The organism is Sedimentisphaera salicampi, assembly GCF_002117005.1.
GTDB lineage: Bacteria > Planctomycetota > Phycisphaerae > Sedimentisphaerales > Sedimentisphaeraceae > Sedimentisphaera > Sedimentisphaera salicampi.
The window spans coordinates 2048424-2071811 of the sequence record NZ_CP021023.1 but is presented as its reverse complement, the minus strand read 5'-3'; the positions used below and the strand labels follow the sequence as shown (position 1 = coordinate 2071811).

The 23388-nt window shown below is 47.7% G+C and carries 17 protein-coding genes; 9 read left to right on the top strand and 8 right to left on the bottom strand.

What is annotated here, in order from left to right:
- Positions 1-26: 26 nt before the first annotated feature.
- From STSP1_RS07805 to rpsU, 4 genes are all read right to left on the bottom strand, one after another.
- Complete coding sequence (locus STSP1_RS07805) at positions 27-1436, bottom strand: glutamate synthase subunit beta (protein ID WP_085755820.1); 1410 nt, start codon at positions 1434-1436, stop codon at positions 27-29.
- Entirely contained in the window at positions 1429-5973 is a 4545-nt protein-coding gene (gene gltB, locus STSP1_RS07800; protein WP_085755819.1) for a glutamate synthase large subunit, read from the bottom strand. Before gltB ends, STSP1_RS07805 begins: the two co-directional genes overlap by 8 nt.
- Before the next feature lie 353 nt (positions 5974-6326).
- Entirely contained in the window at positions 6327-6638 is a 312-nt protein-coding gene (locus STSP1_RS07795; protein WP_085755818.1) for a hypothetical protein, read from the bottom strand.
- Positions 6639-6724: 86 nt separating this feature from the next.
- Positions 6725-6898, bottom strand: a complete 174-nt coding sequence (gene rpsU / locus STSP1_RS07790; RefSeq protein WP_193432576.1) for a 30S ribosomal protein S21 — start codon at positions 6896-6898, stop codon at positions 6725-6727.
- Positions 6899-7192: 294 nt separating this feature from the next.
- On the opposite strand from rpsU, the gene STSP1_RS07780 reads away from it, so the two are divergent.
- The 4 genes from STSP1_RS07780 (at position 7193) to recO (ending at position 12004) form a co-directional block, all read left to right on the top strand.
- Positions 7193-8779, top strand: coding sequence for an LptF/LptG family permease (locus tag STSP1_RS07780; RefSeq protein ID WP_161491678.1), 1587 nt, complete (start codon positions 7193-7195; stop codon positions 8777-8779).
- Positions 8780-8787: 8 nt separating this feature from the next.
- On the top strand, positions 8788-9825 hold the full coding sequence (gene thiE / locus STSP1_RS07775; protein WP_085755815.1) for a thiamine phosphate synthase: 1038 nt from the start codon (positions 8788-8790) through the stop codon (positions 9823-9825).
- A 131-nt stretch (positions 9826-9956) separates the two neighbouring features.
- A complete protein-coding gene (locus STSP1_RS07770) occupies positions 9957-11246 on the top strand; it encodes a hemolysin family protein (RefSeq protein WP_085755814.1) in 1290 nt (429 codons plus the stop codon).
- A gap of 5 nt (positions 11247-11251) precedes the next feature.
- A complete protein-coding gene (recO, locus tag STSP1_RS07765; protein WP_085755813.1) occupies positions 11252-12004 on the top strand; it encodes a DNA repair protein RecO in 753 nt (250 codons plus the stop codon).
- 192 nt (positions 12005-12196) lie between these two features.
- Here recO and STSP1_RS07760 read toward each other — a convergent pair whose 3' ends face one another.
- Entirely contained in the window at positions 12197-13828 is a 1632-nt protein-coding gene (locus tag STSP1_RS07760) for a sialidase family protein (protein WP_085755812.1), read from the bottom strand.
- A gap of 577 nt (positions 13829-14405) precedes the next feature.
- Between STSP1_RS07760 and STSP1_RS07755 the strand changes: the two genes are divergently transcribed.
- Entirely contained in the window at positions 14406-15833 is a 1428-nt protein-coding gene (locus tag STSP1_RS07755) for a bifunctional folylpolyglutamate synthase/dihydrofolate synthase (protein ID WP_085755811.1), read from the top strand.
- 146 nt (positions 15834-15979) lie between these two features.
- Here STSP1_RS07755 and rplU read toward each other — a convergent pair whose 3' ends face one another.
- From rplU to STSP1_RS07740, 3 genes are all read right to left on the bottom strand, one after another.
- Positions 15980-16333 (bottom strand): 50S ribosomal protein L21, encoded by a 354-nt coding sequence (gene rplU / locus STSP1_RS07750; protein WP_085755810.1) that lies wholly within the window; start codon positions 16331-16333, stop codon positions 15980-15982.
- 126 nt (positions 16334-16459) lie between these two features.
- Positions 16460-17398 (bottom strand): tyrosine recombinase XerC, encoded by a 939-nt coding sequence (locus STSP1_RS07745; RefSeq protein ID WP_161491677.1) that lies wholly within the window; start codon positions 17396-17398, stop codon positions 16460-16462.
- A gap of 28 nt (positions 17399-17426) precedes the next feature.
- A complete protein-coding gene (locus STSP1_RS07740) occupies positions 17427-18422 on the bottom strand; it encodes an NADH:ubiquinone reductase (Na(+)-transporting) subunit F (RefSeq protein WP_161491676.1) in 996 nt (331 codons plus the stop codon).
- A gap of 184 nt (positions 18423-18606) precedes the next feature.
- Here STSP1_RS07740 and STSP1_RS07735 point away from each other — a divergent pair, with 184 nt between their 5' ends.
- The 4 genes from STSP1_RS07735 (at position 18607) to STSP1_RS07720 (ending at position 23299) form a co-directional block, all read left to right on the top strand.
- Positions 18607-19452, top strand: a complete 846-nt coding sequence (locus STSP1_RS07735) for an HNH endonuclease (protein WP_085755808.1) — start codon at positions 18607-18609, stop codon at positions 19450-19452.
- A 468-nt stretch (positions 19453-19920) separates the two neighbouring features.
- Positions 19921-20988, top strand: coding sequence for an AAA family ATPase (locus STSP1_RS07730; RefSeq protein WP_085755807.1), 1068 nt, complete (start codon positions 19921-19923; stop codon positions 20986-20988).
- A gap of 21 nt (positions 20989-21009) precedes the next feature.
- Complete coding sequence (locus tag STSP1_RS07725; protein WP_085755806.1) at positions 21010-21915, top strand: hypothetical protein; 906 nt, start codon at positions 21010-21012, stop codon at positions 21913-21915.
- 121 nt (positions 21916-22036) lie between these two features.
- Entirely contained in the window at positions 22037-23299 is a 1263-nt protein-coding gene (locus tag STSP1_RS07720) for an argininosuccinate synthase (protein ID WP_085755805.1), read from the top strand.
- The last annotated feature ends 89 nt before the right edge of the window (positions 23300-23388 follow it).

Below are 23388 nucleotides of genomic sequence, written 5' to 3'. Positions count from 1 at the left end.
GATTTCTGCAGTGTTCTTATTTGCTCTCAGGTTCTCAGCTTCCTGTGAACGGCATCTGCCATCAGCCGGCCGGAATTGATCGCCTTAACCACCAGCGATGCGCCGGTGATTGCATCGCCTGAGGCGAAAACATTTTCATTGCTGGTCTGGAAATTATCCGTTTTTACATTACCCCGCTCGTCCAGCTCAAGCCCGAGCTGTTCCACGAGGCCAGTATTCTCAACGTGCAGAAAGCCCATGGCAAGCAGGATAAGATCCGCCTTAATCTCGAATTCGGATTTCTCCTCCATCTGCCATTTTCCGTTTTCATCCTTCTTCCATTCCACGTTCGCGCAGCGCAGGCCCGTAACCTTATGTCCGTCGCCGAGGATTTCCTTCGTTGCCACTGCCCATTTCCGCGAGCAGCCTTCCTCCTGACTTGTGGAGGTTCGCATAATCTGCGGCCAGAACGGCCATGGCTGATGCGTCGGCCTTGATTCGGGCGGCTTTGGCAGAATCTCAAACTGGTGAACCTCCTTTGCGCCGTGGCGGTTTGATGTTCCCACGCAGTCGCTTCCGGTATCCCCGCCGCCAATCACAACGACCACTTTATCCTTCGCCGAGATTGTCTCTATTACAGGCTCGCCGCTGATAATCTTATTCTGCTGGCTCAGCAGCTCCATAGCGAAATGAACCCCGCTGAGCTCCCTGCCCGGCACTTTCAAATCACGAGGCACCCACGCGCCCATCGTGAGGCAAACTGCATCGTATTTCTTCTCAAGCTCCTGAGCTGTTATGTCTCTGCCTGCATCAACGTTGGTCTTTATTATCACGCCCTCTTCAAGGAGCTGATTTACCCTGCGGTCGAGCACGCCTTTCTCGAGCTTGAAGTTTGGGATCCCGTATCTCAGAAGTCCGCCTACAGCGGGCTCTTTCTCGTAAAGTGTTACGGTATGCCCCGCTCTTGCGAGCTGCTGGGAGGCAGCAAGACCCGCAGGCCCTGACCCGATTACTGCAACTTTTTTGCCCGTTTTCTCTCTTGGCGGCAGGGGCCTTATCCAGCCCTTTTCGAATCCGTGTTCAACAATCTGGTATTCAATATGCCTTATCGTTACAGGCTCATCCCTCAGGCCGATTGTGCAGGCCGCCTCGCATGGAGCGGGGCAGACAAGCCCTGTAAACTCGGGAAAATTGTTGGTGCTGTGCAGCACGCGGCAGGCCTCTTTCCAGCTGCCCTTGTAAACATAGTCGTTGAATTCCGGAATCCTGTTGCCCAGCGGGCAGCCGCAGCCGTGGCAGAAAGGCACGCCGCAGTCCATACATCTTGCCGCCTGGTCTTTGAGCTCATCCGGCGTAAGCGGAATCATTATCTGATTGTAGTCTTGCACGCGCTCTTGAGCAGGACGGTGCCCTTCTTCCTTGCGCTTATACTGCATAAATCCAGTTGGATTACCCATTATACACCTCCTCTGTTGCAGGGGCGTTATCGTTTTGTCTTTCTTCCCGTTCTCTGATTCTCTCCAGCGCCTTGCGGTAGTCCACAGGCATTACCTTCACAAACCTGCCCACCATATCACGCCAGGAGCTCAGGATCCATTCGGCTCTCTCCGAGCCGGTTTCTTCGTAATGTTTTGTGATGAGGTCGTAGAGCCTCTGCTTGTCTTCCTGATGGTGCACAAATTCGATATCCACCATATCGAGGTTGCATCTGGTATCGAAGAGCTGGGCTTCATCGAAAACGTATGCGATTCCGCCGCTCATACCCGCAGCGAAGTTGCAGCCGGTTTTCCCGAGCACTACCACCATTCCGTTTGTCATATATTCGCAGCCGTGATCGCCCACGCCTTCAACTACCGCCGATGCTCCGCTGTTTCTCACGCAGAATCTCTCGCCGGCAACGCCGTTGATAAACACTTCTCCGCTGGTAGCTCCGTATAGAAGCGTATTGCCCACGATAATATTCTCGTGCGGGATAAACGGCGAGCCTTCAGGCGTTTTAACGATAATTCGTCCGCCGGAGAGCCCTTTGCCGAGATAGTCGTTTGCATCGCCTTCAAGCCTCAGCGTTATTCCCTTTGCGAGGAAGGCCCCGAAGCTCTGTCCGCCTGAGCCGGTCATATTGAAGGTGAAAGTATTATCTTTCAGCCCGTTCTGCCCCCATTTGTTCACAACAGTATTGCTGAGGATAGTTCCCAGTGTCCTGTTTTGGGTAACGGTTTTATAGCTCTTAACCACGGGCTTTCCGGTTTCGATAGAATCCTTCACCATCTCTATAAGCTCCCAGTCGCTGTGGCCTTTGAGCTTGTCAGTCTGTCTTTTCGTGAGGCTTATATCGGTGTTGAAAGGCTCTGCCTTGTAGAAGATCTTCGTTAGGTCAACGCCCTTCGCCTTCCAGTGTTCTATGGCCTCATTCATTTCGAGAAGGTCGCACCGGCCGATCACCTCTGAGAGGCTCCTCGCTCCGAGGTCTGCGAGAATCTGCCTTACCTCTTCAGCAACGAACATCATATAGTTTACAAGATTCTCCGCCTTGCCTATAAAGCATTTTCTCAGCTCGGGGTCTTGAGTTGCGATGCCAGCGGGGCAAGTGCCCAGATGGCACTTCCTCATCATCAGGCATCCAAGGCTCACAAGAGCGCTCGTTCCGAAGCCGTACTGGTCTGCACCGAGCATTGCAGCTATAACTACATCCCTTCCGGTTCGAAGCTGCCCATCTGTCTGCACCCTGATGCGGTCTCTAAGCCCGTTCAAAACGAGTGTCTGCTGGGTTTCTGCGAGGCCGAGCTCCCAAGGAGCTCCTGCGTATTTGATTGAAGACAGCGGCGTTGCACCCGAGCCGCCGTCTCCGCCGCTTATCAGCACCTCATCTGCGTTGCCCTTGGCCACGCCCGCTGCTACAGTGCCCACGCCCACTTCAGATACCAGCTTCACGGAGACCTTCGCCCCCGGGTTGCTGCATTTGAGGTCGTAGATAAGCTGAGCGAGGTCTTCGATGGAGTAAATATCGTGGTGCGGCGGCGGCGAGATCAGCGATACGCCCGGCATTGAGTTACGAAGCTTGGCTATCTCTTCGGTTACCTTCCTTCCCGGGAGGTGCCCGCCTTCCCCGGGCTTTGCGCCCTGCGCCATCTTTATCTGTATCTCTTTGGCATGGGCGAGATAGTTTATCGTAACGCCGAATCGACCGCTGGCCACCTGCTTTATCCGGCAGTTCTTATCGTCGCCGTTTTCATCGAGTTGGTATCTCTTCGGGTCTTCGCCTCCCTCGCCGGTATTGCTCATCCCGCCAATTCTGTTCATAGCTATAGCGAGGCATTCGTGGGCTTCTCTGCTTATAGACCCGTGGCTCATTGCTCCGGTGCAGAATCTTGCAGCGATTTTCTCCGCCGGCTCCACCTTCGATATATCTATCGGCCCGGCTTTCTTAAATTTAAAGAGCGAGCGAATCGTGCAGAGGTTGCGGTCGTTCTCGTTTACTTCCTTCGCAAAATCATCATAAGCTGCTTTATCATTGCCCATCACTGCATGCTGAAGCCTTGTAATGGCCTTTGGCGTCCAGCCGTGCTTCTCGTCCTGAAGGCGGTAGTGATAGTCTCCGCCGAAGTCTATCTCTGGCTGGGAGAGATCGGGCTTATAGGCCTTTCTGTGCTTTTCGATTGTCTCAGCAGCTATATGCTCCAGCCCCACACCTTCAATGCGTGAATCTGTTCCGCAGAAGTATTTATCCACCATCTCGGTGTTCAGCCCAACGGCTTCGTAGAGCTGGGCAGACCTGTAGCTTCTTATCGTGGATATGCCCATCTTGCTCATTGTTTTGAGAATGCCCTTCTTAACGGCATTGATAAGGTTGTCCAAAAGCTGGCCTGTCGGGAGCTTTTCAGAGAATTCACCCGTCCTGCTGAACATCCCCACAGCTTCAATCAGCAGATACGGGTTCACCGCATCCACGCCGTATGCGCTGAGCAGGCAGAAGTGATTTACCTCTCGGGGCTCGCCGCTCTCAAGCACCAATGCCGCCTGCCCGCGGAGCCTGCGATTCAGCATTCCGTGATGCGCAGCGCTCACAGCAAGCAGGGCAGGAATCGGGGCGCGCCTCTCGCTCACCCCTTTATCGCTTATGATAATGATCGAGGCATCATCCTGCTTGATTGCGTTTTCAATATCGTTTATAAGCTTATCGATGGCATCGCTGAGGGCTCTGCCCGGGTCTTCTGCTTCGGCATCAAAAACTGCTTCCACAGTTGACACAGCAAAATCCTCTCGGCTTGCCTTTCGCAGCATCTTCATATCATCATTGGTGAGCAGAGGGTGCGGAAGGCGAACCTGCCTGCAGTGTTTCGGGTCTTCGCTGAGCAGATTCCTCTTTCGCCCAATATACTGCATCGTTGACATAACGAGCCCCTCGCGGAGCGGGTCTATCGGCGGGTTGGTAACCTGTGCGAATCTCTGCTTGAAGTATGTGAACACGCTTTTCGGCATATCCGAGAGGAACGAAAGTGCGGCGTCGTTGCCCATAGACCCCACAGGCTCCTGCCCGTTCACTGCCATCGGCTCGATTACCATTTTGAATTCTTCCTTCGTATAGCCGAAGCAGCGGAGCTGCTGGTAGGTGTCTTCGGGGTTTACCTCGGCAATGCCTGAGCTTGCGCTGAAGAGCCCGCGCAGTTCAATTCTGTTGTTTGCAAGCCATCGCCTGTAAGGGTGCGCCCTTGAGATATTGCTCTTTATTTCGTTGTCTGTGATTATTCTCTGCTCTTCGGTATCAACGAGGAACATCTTTCCGGGCTGAAGCCTGCCCTTGGTGCGAATCTTTTCAGGAGCAAATTCAATCACCCCAACCTCGCTTGCCATTATCACAGTGTTCTCTTCGGTAACGACGTATCTGCATGGGCGGAGCCCGTTTCTGTCGAGCGTTCCGCCGAGAACCTTCCCGTCGGTAAAGAGGATTGCTGCCGGGCCGTCCCAAGGCTCTATAATTGAGGCGTGGTATTCGTAGAATGCACGTTTGTATGTACTCATATGATACTGCTGCCCGAATGCCTCAGGCACCATCATCATTAATGAATGCGGCAGAGACCTGCCCGTTCTGCTGAGCAGTTCAAGGCAGTTGTCGAAGGTGGCCGAGTCGCTGGCGTCTTCCTCGAGTACGGGGAAAAGGTCTTTGATGTCTTCGCCGTAGTAATCCGATTCCATCGCATACTCACGCGCCTTCATATTGTTCCGGTTTCCGTGGAGCGTGTTTATCTCGCCGTTGTGGCACATATAACGGAACGGCTGCGCCAGAGGCCAGCTCGGGAAGGTGTTTGTGCTGTATCTCTGATGAACCACAGCGATTGCTGTTTTCATGTTCTTATCGCTGAGGTCCGGGTAGTAGCTGAAGAGCTGATGAGCCATAAACATACCCTTATAGCAGATCGTGCTGCAGGAAAGGCTGCATATATAGAAATCATCGCCTATATCCGGAAATTTTGCCTTCACGCCGTTCTCAGCTCTGCGCCTCGCGAGATACAGCTTCCTTTCATATTCTTCAGGCTCGTAATCGGCCTCAAGAAAAACCTGCATAACTTCAGGCTCTGCTGAAAGAGCGATCTCTGCAAGCGAATCCCTGCATACAGGCACGTCTCTCCACCCGCTTATCTTTATCCCGCAGGAATCAAGGGATTTTGAAAGAATCTCGCAGCATTCATTCCTCCTTGCCTCATCTTTAGGCAGGAAAACCATCCCTGCTGCGAATCTGGATTCTTCTGCGATTTCGAAATCTGTTTTATCTTTCAGAAATTCATAGGGAATCTGCATAAGAATGCCAGCCCCGTCTCCTGTAACCTCATCCGCAGCTGCTGCGCCGCGATGATGGAGATTAAGCAGAATCTTTTTGGCATAATCTACAATCTTATGCTCTCGCCGGCCGTCTATATTCGCCACAGCCCCAACCCCGCAGTTGTCGTGCTCGTTGCGTGCGGAATAAAGGCCCTGGTCTTCAGGAAAATTACTCATTCTGTCCCCCGAATAAAAAGGTTAAAAGCAATTGGGATTTTTATGGTTTATCAAACCATCCCACCGGCTTATACAATTCTCGTGCCATGCAAATTTAACATACGCTGGAGAATGCGCTTAGGTTTATTGCCCTTAAGCCTTTAAAAGCCGGGTTTTAGTCCTCAGGCAGGGCTTCAGACCTCTAAATTTATCCGTTCAGCCTGCGCAGGCGAGAGATAGAGGGCGGCGATAATTTTAAATATTTTCCAAATTTATGCGCATAGAACGACTGAAGTCGGTGTGAATATTACAAAAACGTAGATTGTGCGGGCTGCTTGGTTACAAAATTGTAGCTACCTACAATTTTGAAGTGGTCAGGGATTCTCGCTGCCAGCTTCAGGGGATTGAGCTTCTTCAGGGCTCTCTGCCCCGCCGGCCTGTCCACTTTTCTCTTCTTTCTCTTCAAGCATTTTGTTTATTCTGTCGCGCATTAATCTTAGAGCCTGCTCGCCGTGCTCGGAGGCCGCAGATTTAACTGTAGATGAGATATTCTCAATGCTTTCAGAGAGGTTTTGGTTTTTCCCTTCTGCTGCGCCGTCTTTCTCAAGGCTGTAAACTGCTGTTAGATACCCGGCGATAAACATCGCAAGGCTCAGAAGCAGGGTTTTTATGATTTTGCCTTTCATATTTGCTCCTATGCGCAAAGAAAAATGAGGACAGCTTACAGCTTATCCTCTGAAATCTATCTTACCCGTTATACGAAAAAGATTGATTAAAGTGCGCGGGTGGGCTTGCGCTTATTCCGGCGGCGGTTCTTCTCAGATGGTTTTTCGTAGTAGCTGTGGCGCTTCATATCACGGATGAGGCCCTCTTTCTCGCACATCTTCTTGAATCTCTTCACCATCTGCTGAACTGATTCGCCAGCCCTCGCTTTAACTTTGATCATATATATCTTTTCCTTTCGATTTAACGGAAATAATAAAAAATAAACTTCAGATATAAACTGAGAGCACAGTTTTATAATTCATATAAATAAAAAATCAAGCTTTTTCTGCATTTCAGCCCAATTTTTTTCAATGATGAACTGTTTTTGCCGGAGGGCTGCGTCAAAAAAACAAAAAACCTGTCTGAAAAATGGGCAACCGGAAGGAAAAATTCAGAGCTTGAAATATGTTTCTTGATGTTAATATTCTGAAACTTAAAATACAACCCGCAACTGCAAGAAGACACAGGAAAATTCGTGAATAAAATAATACACAGATATTTGCTGAAAGATTTAGTAAAATCTTTTCTGCTGGCTACAGCTGCTCTAACGCTGATTTTGAGCCTTGGGGGCCTTATTGCGCCTGCAAGGGAGTTTGGGGTCAGCCCGGCTCAGGCGGTGCGGCTTATCATATACTTCATCCCTGTAACACTCGCCTTTGTGCTGCCGGTAGGGGCGGTGTTCGCTGCTGCGGTTACTTACGGTCGTTTTGCAGGACAGAATGAACACACCGCCTGCCGTGCGGGCGGAATCAGCACAACATCCATAATGCTGCCGGCAGTGTATCTGGGGTTGTTTGTTATGGCGGCGAATCTGCTGCTGAATTTTTACGTAGTCCCGCATTACATCCACAAGGCTGAGGTGAACGTAAAGGCGAATATCAAGCAGATTGTATTCCGGAGCATAAAACGCAAGGGGATGTATGAGATTGAGGGTAAAGACTCCAAAACCTTCATTATTGCAGACAAGGTGGATGAGGATAAGAACATTCTCTCAGGCGTGAACATCCTCCGGATTGATGAGGGCTCTGCCAGCTCGCTGATAACAAGCTCTCTTGCCCGTGTGAACTTCAGCAAAACTGACAGCGGCAATCAGATCTCCGTTACCGCCTATGAGCTCTTTCAGGCGGATAAATCCGGCTACTCCTACTGCGCAAAACTCCCGCTCAGAACGAAAGTTGGCTCTTTGATAGTTGATAATATCCGTTTCAAAAAGCTCAGTATGCTCAGGAAGATTGAGAAAAAGCCTGTGCTTTTCGGGCCTGTGCGAAAGAAAGCGGATGAGCTTATCGAGAGAATTTCCACCGAGCTTCTTGCGCAAAGAATAGACGGCTCTGCTCAAACCAACAGATGGCTCAAGCTTTCAGGTATAAGCGAAAGGCTGCTTTTCAGGGCTGAGAGCTGCCGGCTGGATTCAGATTTATCACTGCACGCAGCAGGGGTTGAAGTGCTGGAGTATTCGGATGGAGCGGAAGTGCCAGAAAACCGCTGGGAGGCAGAATCTGCTGAAATCTATGCCGCCGGCAGCAGCCCGGAGGACTACTGGAATTTCTCGCTGAACCGTGCTGTACCTGCAGGCGAGCCTGCGCCGGACAGGGTGGAATCCCGAACATTCAGGCACTTGCAGACCCCGGCACCAATCCAAGAGATATACAGCAGTTCAGACAGGCTCGCAGCTGCGCTTAATTCGGGTCTTGAAGACCCTTCGATAGAAGTGAAGATGCTCACCGAAGAGCTCGACCAGAGGATAGATGAAACAGCGGGAGAAGTGGCAATTGAGATAAACTACCGCCTTGTATTCGGGATAGCCTGCTTGTTTATCACGGTAACCGGTGCGGCCTTCGGAGTGATTATGCGAAACAGCCACGTTTTGGCCTCTTTCGGGGCCGGTATAATACCACTTGCCGTGCTTGTGGTGTTTATAATGATGGGCAAGAACCTCACTAAAAACATAATCTCCCATACAGACCGCTCGGGCGATTCAGGAATCGTTCTAATTTGGGCGGGGCTGGGAGTTGTGCTCTTGATAATGGCCTTTGTTCAGAGGAACATACATAGAACGTAGCGGGAATTATGCAGTCAAGTATTTACAGAATAATAGATGCAAACTTCAACCGCTCGCGTGAGGCGTGCAGGGTTATGGAGGAATTTGCAAGATTTGTGCTCGGGTCGAAGCCGCTTGCAGCGAGGGCGAAGGCCCTCAGGCATAAAATTTCCTCTGCGGCTGCAAAACTGGATTCCGGCAGGATGCTTGCCGCCAGGGAAAGCGATAAAGACCCAGGTGCGGGGCTTGAAGTGCAGGGGCAGATGAAAAGGCAGAGCGCGGAAGATGTTTTCTCAGCAGCCGCCAAAAGACTGCCTGAGGCGCTTAGAGTTCTATCAGAAACCGCCCAAACGATCAGCCCGGAATCTGCGGCGGAGTTTGAGGAGGCAAGATTCAAGGCTTACACGCTCGAGAAGGATATCTCTGGGGCGTTGAATGCCCGTGAAAAATTTGCAGATGTGCGGCTTTACGTACTGCTTGATGATTTGGAAGAGCCGGATTTCGAGAAGATGCTCTCGGCTGCCCTGAAAGGCGGGGCAGACTGCATCCAGCTCAGGGCGAAAAGCGATGATGACGGATTTGTTTATCGCTTGGCCTGCATACTCGCCCGCCGGTGCAGAGAGGCGGGGGCGGTGAGCATTGTGAACGACCGCCCGGATATTGCTGTTTCCAGCGGGGCAGACGGCGTGCACCTCGGGCTCAAAGATGTGCCCGCTGAGGTGTTGCGGGATATATCGCCAAGGCCGATGATCCTCGGGCTCACCACGCACAATATCCCCGAGCTTCAAGAGGCAGTCAAGCAGGGAGCGGATTATGTGGGCATAGGCCCGTTCGCCCAAACGCAAACGAAACCCGGCCTGAACCCCTCAGGCCTTAAATATATCAAAGAGGCCGTTTTGCATCTGCAGGGAAGCGGGGTGTATCATACTGCTATCGGGGGGATAAAAGCCGGCTCAATACCGCAGCTCAGGGAGGCGGGAGTACGCTGCGCAGCGGTATCTTCTGCGGTTACAATGGCTGATAATCCCGAAAAAGCGGCAAAAGAACTGAAAAAACTGCTCCTCTGAGAATAATTTCCCCTCATATTTGAAAATTTTACAGGGCAGGTTATAATTGCCTTCGCCGGTACGGGGATGAGTAGTTTCTGTTTTCCGGCCCCCGAGAGGGGAAATGCTGTTAATATGAAAAGGAAAACAATTTGGAAGAAATTGGATGGTTAGCCGTCATTACGGCAGTGTCGGCGGTCGGCTCGTGTCTTTTTTCAGCCAGTTCTCTGTCGTTCAAGTCTTTTTCGAGAAGGAGGCTCCTGGAAACCTCCAAAAACAAGGATAAGGCAGAAGAGCTTGCGAGAAATGTCTCTGAAAATTCAGAAAAGCTGAGTATGACAGCGAGATTTTTTCAGCTGCTGTTCAATGCCGCTGCAATGCTTACCATTGTTAGATTCTTTGTTGTTGGAGAGAATAATTTCTTAACTGAGGCGGAGCTCTTTTACGCATTCCTGATCTCGCTTGTGCTCGTCTGCACGTTCTCGATAGTAATTCCAAGGCCGCTCTCGGTATATGTACCCGAGCGGGTAATCAGGCTTATGTATGCACCTGTTCTGCTCCTTTCGCAGATTATTAAGCCGGTAATTTATATATTTCGGCTTAATGATATCGTGGTTATGCGTCTTTCCGGAGTTCAGCATTCCACTGAAGAAGAGCAGATCGAGGAAAAACACGATGAGATACTCGACGTTGTTGAGAAGAGCGTGGATGAGGGGGTTGTGGATAATGAAGAGATGGCGATGATCGAGAATATCCTCGAGCTTGATGAAACAAACGCCATCGAAATCATCACACCCCGCACAGATCTTGTGGCGATAGAAGTAAGCACGAATTTTGAGGATGTGGTGAAGATAATCCGCGGGGCAGGACACTCCAGAGTTCCCGTGTATGAGAATAAGATTGATAATATCGTGGGGCTTGTTTACGCCAAAGACCTTTTGAGCGAGTTCGATAAAAACACCGAGGACTTCAACCTCAGAGAAAAGGTGCGTGAGGCGTATTTTGTGCCCGAAACAATAACCCTCCGCGAACTTCTGCACGAATTCCAGAAGAAAAAGCAGCACCTTGCAGTGGTGCTCGATGAATACGGAGGCGTAGCGGGTATCGTTACGATAGAAGATGTGCTTGAGGAGCTTGTGGGTGAGATTGAGGATGAGTATGAACGAAAGGCGCCCGCCTCTATAAAGCCGGTAAACGAGAATCTCGTGGAGCTGGATGCCCAGATTTACGTGGATGATTTGAACCAGAATTTTGATATCGAGCTGCCCGAGGACGAAGACTATGATACCGTTGGCGGGTTTGTTTTCTCGCATCTGGGCTATATCCCCAAGCCCGGAGAAACCTTCACCTACCGCAACCTGCTGTTTACAGTGCTGGCGGCGGAGAAACGCAAAATCAAGCGGCTTCGAATCGAGAAAAAGGCCGAGGCTGAGGCGGTGTAGCAGTTATGCCAGTGAAAGATACTGCTGTATGCATTCGCAAGGTTGATTATTCAGAAAGCTCGCTCATACTCACGCTATTTTCAAAGAATAACGGCAAGCTCCGTCTCATTGCCAAAGGGGCTAAAAAATCGAAAGGCCTTGCGGGCAACATTGAAATCTTTACTTCCGGCGAGGCGGTGTTTCTGCCGGCTAAGTATGCCGAATCAAACCTCGGAACACTTACAGACTTTGATATAACCGAAAAATACCACAAGATCCGCAGGTCTTGGGCAGGACTGAACTTTGCCCTGTGCGCGGCTGATCTGCTATCTTATTTCGTAAACGAAAACCAGCCTAATCCCGATCTTTATGACAGGTTTACTGGTTTCCTGAATGCCGTGTCCTCTGCGAGCGAGCTTGAGGCTGCAAAGAACCTCATCCTTTTCCAGCTCGATATGCTTGAGCTCACCGGAAATTCAATGAACGTATCGCTTTGCAGCGGCTGCGGGAGAGCATTCGATAAGAGCTGGAAGGAAGCGTTTTTCTCCGAAACGGAAGTGGCGATTTACTGCCCGCAGTGCAGAAATAAGGCAAGGGAGAGCTTCCCGCTCAAGCCGGCAGCTGTGCGGGCGATTCTCGCAAGAGAGCCGATTCAGCTTGCAGAAGACGGGGAGATGATATGGTATATCGAAAAGTTTATTCTGAAGTATATCACCTGCCACCTCGGGAAGATGCCAAAAACCGTGCAGAGCCTCAAGAGACATTTCGAAAAACTCTAATCCAAATCAATCTACTGATTACTCAGATTATATGTGAATTTTCAACGAGTAAGCCCGTGTTGGGCAAGAAGGGGTTGATGTTTTATTTACCGTGAAGCTTTGCTGCTGCCGGCGAACAACATCAGTACAAGCTGTACGGGGTTAGGCTCAGCCATCTCTGAAGTAATATTATCGCCTTCTCTGCTCTCCTGCTTACTCAACCACGGTAATCCCCCATTTGCCGTATTCGATTATATCACCCTTTTTCACGTACTTCTGATATACTGAAACGGCATCATAACGGAGATAACTGCCTTTAGGGGCAAAGGGGATAAACTGGGGTATGCTGGTTTTCTCAAAGCCCTGTTTCAGCAATTCATCTTCAATTGCCTTCTGTTTTCCAATCACATAGACATATCCATCAGACTCAGCCTTGGCCTTGCTCTTTTCTATCTTTGATCTGATGAATTTCTTACCCTTCAGCTCCTCGGGAAGTACGCAGAATACATATTTGCGGTTAGACCAAATCCTCGCACCGATTTCGAGGGTATCGATATCCCCGCCGTCTTGCGGTTTAATCTCAGCCGGACGGGAAAAATTGATGCGTGATTCGCTGGAATTATCATCAAAGTCGAATTTATTTGCTTTGTATGGGGCAGTCGGCTCAGGGAGGGCAGGCTCAAATGGCAGGGGAGAGGGATTCTTGCTGATTAGAACCTTCAAACGCACATCATCTGATACGGTCTTGCCCGCCAAGGCGTCCTTTTCGGTGAACACGGCCATAAGGATTTCCTTTTCGCCGTATCTGTCGCGGTCGTAAGTAATGTAAATCTTGCCGTCTGGGCTCTGCTGCCCGTCCGGATAGGATACCTTCTTTCTCTCATCAAGCATAAGGCCTCCCTGCCACGTTTCCCCGTCATCTTTTGAGATGAATGCCATTAGACGCTCGCGTCCTGTTTTTTCATTTATCGGGCCGTGCTTAACGAGAAGCAGATTTCCAGAATTGAGCCGGCGAATAAAGAATCTTGATGATGTATGCTTGATATCTGATTTGGACACATCGCTCCACGTTTCTCCATCATCATTCGAAAAGCTCTCGCCTATGCCGTACTTGGTTCGAGCCAGCAGCCAAAGGCTTCCGTCTTTCCGCTCAACTATCATATGCTCATCAAATTTCCGGTCTTTAAGAGGCACTAACGCAGCGCCTTGAAGCCTGAAACACTGCCCTGCCCATTTGCTTTTTGATATGTAAACAGCGGCAGTAGCAGCGTTTGGTGAGCGGCTGATCCGGCCTGCCCAGTCGCTTATAGGCATAAGCCAGTCGCCGTTATTGAGCACTGTTGGCTTGCCGAGCAGTACGCCGCCGGCAATATGAAACGGCTCAGACCAATCTGCCTGCTCATCATCCGGGTTTTCAGCGGTCATTGCCCATGTTTGGGCTCTTTCCCCATACGCTTTTGCCTGAGCCCAAAACCACCAAACCTTGCCGTCGGGGTCTGTCCAGATTTGCGGATCGTAAGCTCGAAGCTGCCCAGGGCCGTCGGGATCAACCACCATAACTTCCTCCCATGTGTTCCCGTCATCGCCGCTGGTGGCCAGCACAGCATAATTATTTTCATCCTCAGCAGGCGTTGGCCCTGCATACCATGTTACCCAGATTCTTCCCTCAGGGCTCACTGCGATGCTTGGAATGCCTTGGAAATGCCGTGTTTTAAGCGAGGGATAATCCTCGCTTGATGCCTTGATAATCTTTTCCGGCGGCCTTAAAACTCCCGCTCCTGCAAGCTGTACCGAGCAGAAGATGGCCAATAATGCAATTACGAATGCTTGCTTTTGAACAGTCATTTGCGTCTCCAGTTATCAAATCGTTTTTTCTGAAGCAGCTTTTCTGCCCCTTCAGGGAATATTTCCGCTTAAATCCGCACTTCAGGCTGCTGCTGCGAATAATTGAGAAAGTAATAATAACAAAATCCCATTGCACTTAAACACCTTTATGCGAAGAAAAAACACCATATTGCGACAAGTTAGGGTTGTTTTGAAAACAATTATGCAGTATATAGGCACAGGCAAAGAGCCGGCGGCAAACTGGAAGTCTTCTCGCTGCTTGCTGCTTGCCGCCAAAAAACGTGCAATAAGTGGATTATATTTCGAGTAAACTTTAAGTTATGCAGAGTTTGAGGAGTAAGCCTGTCCTGTTAATCCTGCCTTACTCCTCAATCACCGCCCGCTCTAATGAGGTAAATGTGTTTTGTTAGCCCAATGTGTGAACAGGTATTGGGAAATTGCGTAGAATTAACCAGTACTTTGTGTTGGGTATCTACTGAACAGCTCTTTAATGTAAAGTGTTTCAAATCATAGGTTTATGTTTGAATTAACTTCAAAAATTTGACTTTTTCTTTCTATATGATATAATAATTGGATTATGGCACGCACAACAAAAACTAAATCGGGCAGCTCTTCCCGAAAAAAAGACGCCGGCAAAGCTATCAGGGGTTATAAAGAGGCGATGGATTATATCTTTTCTCATACCGACTATGAGAAACAGCGTCTGCTGAGATATAATATTACCACCTTCGACCTCACCCGTATGTACAGGCTGCTGAAAGAGATGAAGAACCCTGAGAAAGGGCAGAATTTCATCCACATAGCCGGCTCAAAGGGCAAAGGTTCTACGTCCACTATGCTTGCAAGAATGCTTGAGGCTGGCGGGTATAAGGTGGGGCTGTACACATCACCCCACATCACTTCAATGCACGAAAGGATCTCGGTTAACAACAAACATATTACCGAACGGCAGATGACTGCCCTTGTACGTCAGATAAAGCCGGCAGTGGATAAGCTGGCTAAAGAAAACATCCAGCCCACATTTTTCGAGCTTCTCACGGCTATGGCCTTTGTGCATTTCAAGAATCAGAAAGCCGATTACGTGGTACTGGAAACAGGGCTCGGCGGAAGACTCGACAGCACAAACGTAGTTCAGCCTTTGATTACCGCTATAACGCAAATAAGCATAGATCATCAGCGTCAGCTCGGGTATAAAATCGAGCAGATTGCCAAAGAGAAGGCCGGTATAATTAAAGAAGGTGTGCCGGTGGTAACTATAGATCAGGACGAGCGGGCTCTTGATGTGATCAAGAGTGAGGCTGAGGCCAAGAACGCTCCGCTCTGGGTTACCGGCGTGAATGTAGATTTCTCGAGCAGGTTCGAATCCAGCAGGGAGGACGGCCCGCACACAAGGATTTGCGTTCAGTCTGAAACGAGCAAATTTGAGCATTTGAAGGTCCCGCTCCCCGGCGACCATCAGGCTCTAAACTGCGGCCTCGCACTTACAATAATAGACCAGCTCAAGAATAAGGGCTGCGAAATCGAAAATGAAAACATTGTTCAGGGTCTCGAAAATGTTCATATGCCAGGGCGTATGGAAGTGGTGTTCAACGAGCCTACTGTTATCGTTGATGCTGCTCATAATGCTGCGAGCTTGAGGGCTCTTATCGCCACAATCGGCCAGCATATACCATATGATTCGCTTATCTTTATCTTCGGCTGCAATGCTGACAAGGATATACTCGGCATGTTAGACCAGCTCCAATATGGAGCGGACAAGGTGATCTTCACTAGAAGCTCCTCGCCGAGGGCAATCAGCCCCGATGAGCTCGCAGAAGAATACAACGAACTTACCGGCAGAATGTGCCAGACGTCCCTCTCTCTCGGCGATGCGCTCAAAATAGCAGGCAGTGCAGTTACAAGAGGCGATGTGATATGCATCTCAGGCAGCGTTTATCTCGTTGGCGATGCAATTAAGCGGTTCAACAGAATCAAGGAAGCCGCAAGAGCCAATGCGAGCCAGTAATGAATGAAAATTGAAACCAAAAGAGCCCAAAGCTTCGCTGCTGAGGGCTCTTTTTTATGCGCTTCTTCAAACTTTACTGCAGAATGAAAAAAGCCGCACCCGTTTAAGGCTGCGGCTTGAAGTATTGCAGTGTTGTTAAGCTTGAATCAGGCTTCGATAGTATCCACTATCACCTGAAGATATTTCTGGCGGTGTCCAATTCTCTTTCTGCTGTGCTTCCTTCTGCGGAAGTAGGTTGGGTAAACCTTCTTGCCCTTGAATACAGCAGTTTTCTCTGCCTCTTCGCCGGTTTTCTTGTCGAAGTATTTCACTTTCGCAGTAACCTTCGCACCGTCGATATACGGCTTGCCGATCTTGATTTCCTGCCCGTCGCTGACAAAGAGAACCTTATCCATCTCAAGAACTTCCGCACCTTCTTCGAGGTCGGTAAGTTCGATGTTTATCACATCGCCCTGAGATACTTTATATTGTTTTCCGCCTTGTTCTATTATTGCGTACATATCTTTAAACCTTGATTACTGAGTTAATAAAGGAAAGAGGCATTATACGAAAAAATTTATTTTGTAAAGGCTTATTTTGAGGCTGAGAGGGCATTTTTTTGATTTTTTTGGGGCAAAGCCGGATTTTTACTGCTCAGGTTCGGTAAATGAGTCTCTCGGGTGCGCTTTTTTGTAAACATCTTTGAGCCTTTTGGTGGTTAGGTGCGTGTAAACCTGAGTGGCAGCGATGGATTTATGCCCCAGCAGCTCCTGCACGCTCCTGAGATCAGCGTTGTGGTCTAACAGATGGGTGGCGTAGCTGTGGCGGAGCGTGTGAGGGGTGGCAGATTTGCTGAGTCCGGCCTTCAGCAGATACTTCTTGAGCATCTTTCTTATCCCGCCTTCTTTGAGGCGTCTGCCGAATCTGTTCAAAAACACCGCCTCTTCATCAAAGGCTCTGCAGCACTCTCTGAAGTGATTCTCTGCGAGCCTGAGATAATCTTCCACAGCCTTCCCTGCTCTCTCGCCCAGCGGGCAGAGCCTCTCGCGATTGCCCTTCCCCCGCACCTTCACAATCCTCCCCCCGCTCCTGAAGCTGCTCCTTGAAAGGCCGGTAAGCTCGCTGATCCTGAGGCCGCCCCCATATAAAACCTCCAGTATCGCCTTGTCTCTCGCCCCGAGCCACGTGCTCAAGTCCTGCTCGCTGAGCAGGTAGTCGATTTCTTTTTCCGTGAGAAAATTCGGCAGCTTTCCATCGGGCTTTGGGGTTCGAAGCCCTGTAACAGGATTAACGCTGATCTTCCCGTTCTGCAGGAGATGCTTATAGAACGCCCTCAGCGAAGAAACGCGCCTTGCTGCAGATTTCCTGCCGAGCCCTTCAAGGCTGCAGCGGGTGAGGTAGGCACGAATGATTTCAGGGCTTACCTCAAAGATAGAGCCGAAGTCTTCTTCCCCCAGAAATCTGCTGAAGTCTTTCAGATCGTTGCGGTAGGAGCTGATTGTAAGTTCTGCGCTTCCCCGCTCGTAGCGTAGGAATTCGATAAACTCGTTCACAGCAGCTTCGTTCTTTTCGTTATAATCGCACAATTGCCCGCGCCCCTTTCCGGCATTGGTGTCAGCCGAAGGAATCGTAGTAGATGTTCTGCCCGCTAACACCGAGACTTTTCAGAACATCGATTGATGCGTTTATCATCCCAGGGCTGCCGCAGAGAAACGCCTCGCAGGAGCTGAGATTGCTGCATCTTTGCTTCAGGGCATCGGTTACAAGGCCGGTCTGTCCATGCCAGCTGTCGCTGGGGTGGTGAATAACCGGCACAAATTTGAAATTTGGGATTGTTTTCTCAAATTCCCTCATCTCATCAAGCATATATATATCATCTTCAGTTTCAGCCCCGAAGAAATATGTTGCAGGCCTTTCATCGCCGGCATTTTTCATTTCAAAGAGAAGGTTGCGGATTGAGCTCATTCCCGACCCGCCGGCTATCATCACAGCAGGCCGGCTGCTTTGCGTTAGCCCGAAATCGCCCTCCGGCCCTTCAAATTCTATCACTTCCCCCTCCTTCAGGTGCTCAAAGAGATACTTTGTGCAGAGCCCGTTGGGGGTTTGGCGTATTATAAGCTCAAACTGCGATTTATCCGCAGGGTCCGAGGCGATAGAGAACGTTCTTGTAACCGGCCTTTCAGAGCATTCATAAGCAGGCACGGTGAGCAGTACATACTGCCCGGGGCGGTAGTCCAGCGGTTCGCCTTCCACCTCAAAGCGGAATAGCCGGATATCGGAGGTGAGGGAGGTAATCTCCCGGCAGACAGCCTTGAAAGTGTTAACGCCTTCGAGATGACCCTCAAGCTCAACTGATATATCCCCCTGAACATCCACCTGACACGCAAGCCGCTGACCGTCTTCAAGCCTGCCTTTGGCCTGCTGATTCTTTTCTGCGTCGGTGAGTTCTCCGCTTGCGTCTGTTTTAACGCTGCACTTCCCGCATACGCCTCTTCCGCCGCATACGCCAAGCTCAATGCCCTCAGATAAAAGAACCTCGCGGAGATTCGCCCCCGCTCGGCAGCGAATTATCTTCTCACCATTGTTTACCTTTACCCTGAATTCATCCATTTTGTCCGCCTCGTTTCCTTTTCGTTTGTATGTTTCCCGTATTGCGATAAGCATATTATACAAATATCGCTCATTTTACAACAATCCTCACCCGCAAACCACCTCTCGTTTGTGATGATGTGATTTTTTGATATAATATTGAAAGTTCTCTTTTGGTTTTAGTAGATACAATAATAGACGGCTTATGCGTTCAGAATACATAAAATATATTCAAGAAACAAATACTGAGGGCAGCAATAAGGCTGGGTCTTACATTAAGGCTCTGGATTATCTGCAGGATATATTAGCTCATTCAGAAACAAAATTCAGAGACTGTAATATTTGGGAAGTAAGCAGCGCAGACGAAGTTGCAGATGTTTATAAATACGTATTAGAACAACAAAAGCTGGGAATTGAAGGGGTATTTAAGTTTGATTCTCGCCCGAGTTATTGGAAAGGTGGTTTTTATTCAGCCGCTATTAAAAGCTTCTTAAGTTTCTTGGTGGAGCATAAATTTGAGTTGAAATTGATGCGAGCAACCCAAGAAGAAAATGATGGAAAAGCCTTAGCTGAGCAGCTTGAAAGCCAGCCAATAGAAAACTATGATGCCTTAGTTGATTGTGATGTTGTTAAAAAAGGCAAAGAAAACTTGCGAGCTGTAAAAAATAGGGTAAATCAACGTTATTTCCGGAAAATGGTGCTTAAGAACTATCGCAGTCGTTGTTGTATTACTGGTTTGCCGATACCTGCTGTTTTAAGGGCGAGCCACATTAGCCCCTGGTCAAGCGATAAAGCAAATCGCTTAAACCCATCAAACGGGCTTTGTTTTTCAGCAACTTATGACGCAGCTTTTGACTCTCATTTGATAAGCTTAGACCAAAAATATAGGATTGTTTTGAGCCCTTCTTTAGATATATACACTGCTAAATCTTTCATTGAATACTTCAGATCTATTGAAGGACGTAAAATTGATCTGCCCGTAAAATTCCTTCCCGATTTAGAGCTTTTAGAGAAACACTGCGATTTAACTCTAAACCTTTCGGCTAATTGATCGGCATATACCCCCTGTGCAGCATTTTTCCGTCTATTATTATACGAGAAAACTCTTTATATTTCAGCAGAGCGTCTCTCCGCCTTTTCCTTATTAAATATTTATCCTGTGAATCCTGTCAAAAAATATCCCCTTAGCGCATCTTAGCGGCTTATAAATCTCAGCGGAATTTAGCGGCTAAAAACATCTCCCCTCCCCCGCAGGCGGAGAGGGATGCGGGAAATTAGACAGGATTAACAAGATTTACAGGATGGGATTTTAATAGGGACAGTTACCCATTTATTGATTCGTGGCTCGTGGCAAAATCATCAGTGAATAATCAGCTTTAAAAGCTTTGCCCAAAAATATAGTTGCGCACATAAAAACCTAAAATAGCAAAATTAAATATGGGCTAATATTGACTTTTTATTTTTTAATATTATCATATGAACTGTTCTATTCTTTAAATTTCGAACAAAGGGGATAGCCTTGAAAGGTCCAATTAAAATAAGGAAAATTTCAATATCAAACTATAAAGGTATAAAAGAGTTAGACCTGGATTTCCCTAAACCCCGAATGGAAACTGACCCTGATATAATGGTATTGGGGAGTGAAAATGGTATTGGCAAAACTTCTATAATTGAATGTTGTTCTCTTTTGCTCAATTCTTTAATGGTTAAAACTGGTGAATATCCGCTTATAAATAGGCGAGGAACGCTTAATATACCTGATTTACTCATTAGAGCTGGAGAGGATAAGCTGGAAATAAAAGGAACTGTAGTCTACAGAAACAAAAATATATCACTAAATTTAACGATCAAGAGAAACGGGTCTTTAAAGGTTGAGAATAACAGTAAGCCTTGGAGGGAAACTGAGAAAGACGAAACTGATTCAATTACTTATGGAATACTTAGAGACATCTGCGGAATATCTGTTAATCCGGTGCTTGAGAATTTGTATTTGCTCTTTCACAGCTACAGAAAAGTTCAAGAAGGAAACCCAGAACTTGGGATGATGATTGATGACACTGAAAATATAACAACCAAATATATTTCAGCGAGATATAGGCATCGATATGAAATGCCGATGAGTGCATTCAAAATTGCGGTTTTAAAATCCATGATGTCAAATGCGAATTTGTTTGAAACAAATGGTAATAACAATCCAAAAACTAATACTATTCATAAACTGAATTTTTTAGTTAAGCAATACGCTGATGGAATGATTGATAAGCTCAGGCCTGAACCTGATAATACAATAGACGTGAGAATTAAACATTCTGAACAGAAAGAAACTTACTCTTTTGACGGTCTTAGCTCAGGGCAGAAAGAAATCATATCTACTTTGTTTTTGATTTGGCAAAATACAATTGAGCGGGAAAAAGTGGTTTTCATTGATGAACCTGAACTCCATTTGAACGCCCAATGGCATAGAAACTTTATTAACAGCCTTATTGAGCTAGCTCCTAATAACCAATATATAATTGCAACTCATTCAGAGACAATTATCGACTCTGTTGGGAAAGATAGATGCTTAATTCTTTATAATACTCTTTGAAATTTCAAACAAAGTAATATAATGGTTAGAGCCCGCACAATTTCAAATAGTGAAGAGGTTAAACAAAAAGAACAATATGTTTTATTTGTGGAAGGCAATGAATATTCTATTGACGTAAAGGTCCTAAGAGACCTTCTTGGTAATATTATAAATATTGAGCCATTAGGACCTAGCAATTCACTGAAAGCAGTTGCCAAATCATTACATAAATACCATCCTTATTATTTTTTTCTCATAGATAAAGATTTTCATCATAAAGATGAATTTGTCGAAAAATGTTGGAAAAATTTTCCTAAAAAAGATGCTCACAATATGCTCATATGGAAAAAAAGGCAAATCGAAAATTATTTCTTAATTCCCGAGTATTTATTTGAATCTAAATATTTAAATGGAAACAAAAGTGAGTTAGAGAATAAGATAAAAGACGAAGCGCAGAAAAGAATTTACTTGGAGATAGCAAACTCTGTATTAGTTGATATTAGAGAACAAATAAAAGAAAAATGGATAGAAATATTTAATGACCCTTCAGAATTTGTCAATAAAGATTTCGCTGTAGAAAAACTTTTAAGTTTAGAAGAGCTTAAAGGAAAAAGCAAAAAAGTGTCTGATTTAGTTTCCGAAAAATCAATTAAAGAAAAATTTGAAACTTCCTTCATTGAAATGACTGGAGGCAAATTAGAATTACAATTCGGAGAAGGTTCTTGGCTTGATATGATTGACGGCAAAAAAACTCTAAATGCGATTGTTCATTCAAATCTCTTTAGTGTGAAGGATACAAAAGGTAATACTGTTGAAGGTAAGCAAAAACTCAATGATATTGCGAAAGAATTGCTTTCCAAACCTGATGATGTATTACCTGAGGATTTCATAAAACTTAGGGAATTGATAAAGAAATCTATCAGAAAGACATATTCTTTTAACCCATAACACGCATTTGCCACAAATCTCAATCAATAATGTCATTTTGAATTTATTATTCAACTGCTCCGAATATTTGTTATAATTGCTGTCTTATTAGAAATTCAGTATTCTTAAAGGGTTTAGAGAAATGGCAAAAGCAAAAAAGGTAGTGCTCGCATACAGCGGCGGGCTTGATACAAGCGTAATCCTCCCGTGGCTCAAAGAGACCTACGGCTATGAAGTGGTATGCTATGCCGCAGAGCTTGGCCAAGGGGACGAGCTGAAAAACATAAAGCAGAAGGCGATGAAAACAGGCGCAGAAGACTGCGTTGTTGATGACTTGCGCAAGACATTCGTTGAAGACTACGTATGGCCAATGCTCAAAAGCGGAGCGGTGTACGAGAATGGCTATCTTCTCGGAACGAGCATCGCAAGGCCGCTGATTGCCAAGAGGCAGGTTGAAGTTGCCCATCAGTACGGAGCCAGCGCGGTTGCGCACGGGGCTACCGGCAAGGGAAATGATCAGGTGCGATTCGAGCTTACGTTTATGTCTTTGGATCCATCGCTGGATATTGTTGCCCCTTGGAAAGACCCAAACTTCACGCTAACAAGCAGGGAAGCAGCGATTGATTACGCAAAGAAACGCAATATTCCGATAGACCAGACCAAGCGAAAGATCTACTCAAGAGACAGAAACCTCTGGCACATAAGCCACGAAGGGGCGGATCTTGAGGATCCGTGGAACGAGCCGCAAAACAGCCTGTTTGTGATGTCTCGGCCTATATCAAAGGCGCCGGCCAAGCCGGATTATGTGGAGATCGGCTTTGAAAACGGCATCCCCGTCAAGCTCGACGGCAAGGCAGTCAGCGGGGTTACTATGATCGAAAGGCTGAACGAAATCGGCGGAATTCACGGCGTTGGGCAGGTGGATCTGGTAGAGAACAGGCTCGTGGGAATGAAGTCTAGAGGCGTTTATGAAACGCCGGGCGGAACAATCCTTATGAATGCCCATGAGGCCCTCGAAACGCTCACAATGGAACGCGAGACCTACCACTACAAGAAGCAGGCTGCCCTGAAATACGCAGATATAGTTTACAACGGCCAGTGGTTCTGCCCGATACGCGAGGCCCTCGATGCATTCTTCGACAGCACGCAAAGGGTAGTAAACGGCACTGTCCGCGTTAAGCTCTTCAAGGGGCACGCAATCCCCGTGGGCATAAAGAGCCCGAACAGCCTCTACAGCGACGAGCTTGCAAGCTTTGAGATGGGCGCTGAATACGACTCAACAGATGCTGCAGGATTCATCAGGCTCTTCGGCCTGCCGATGAAGGTAAACGGGGTTGTAAACCGCAAAGCAGCCAAGAAAGCCAAAAAGAAAACAACCAAGAAAAACGCAGCAAAGAAGAAATAGAACAGCTCAACCCCCGCTGAGAGCTGCGCAGAGGTTATTGCAGGTTTCAGCGGGGATTTTGTTTATTTCTGAGGATGAAAGCCTCTGGC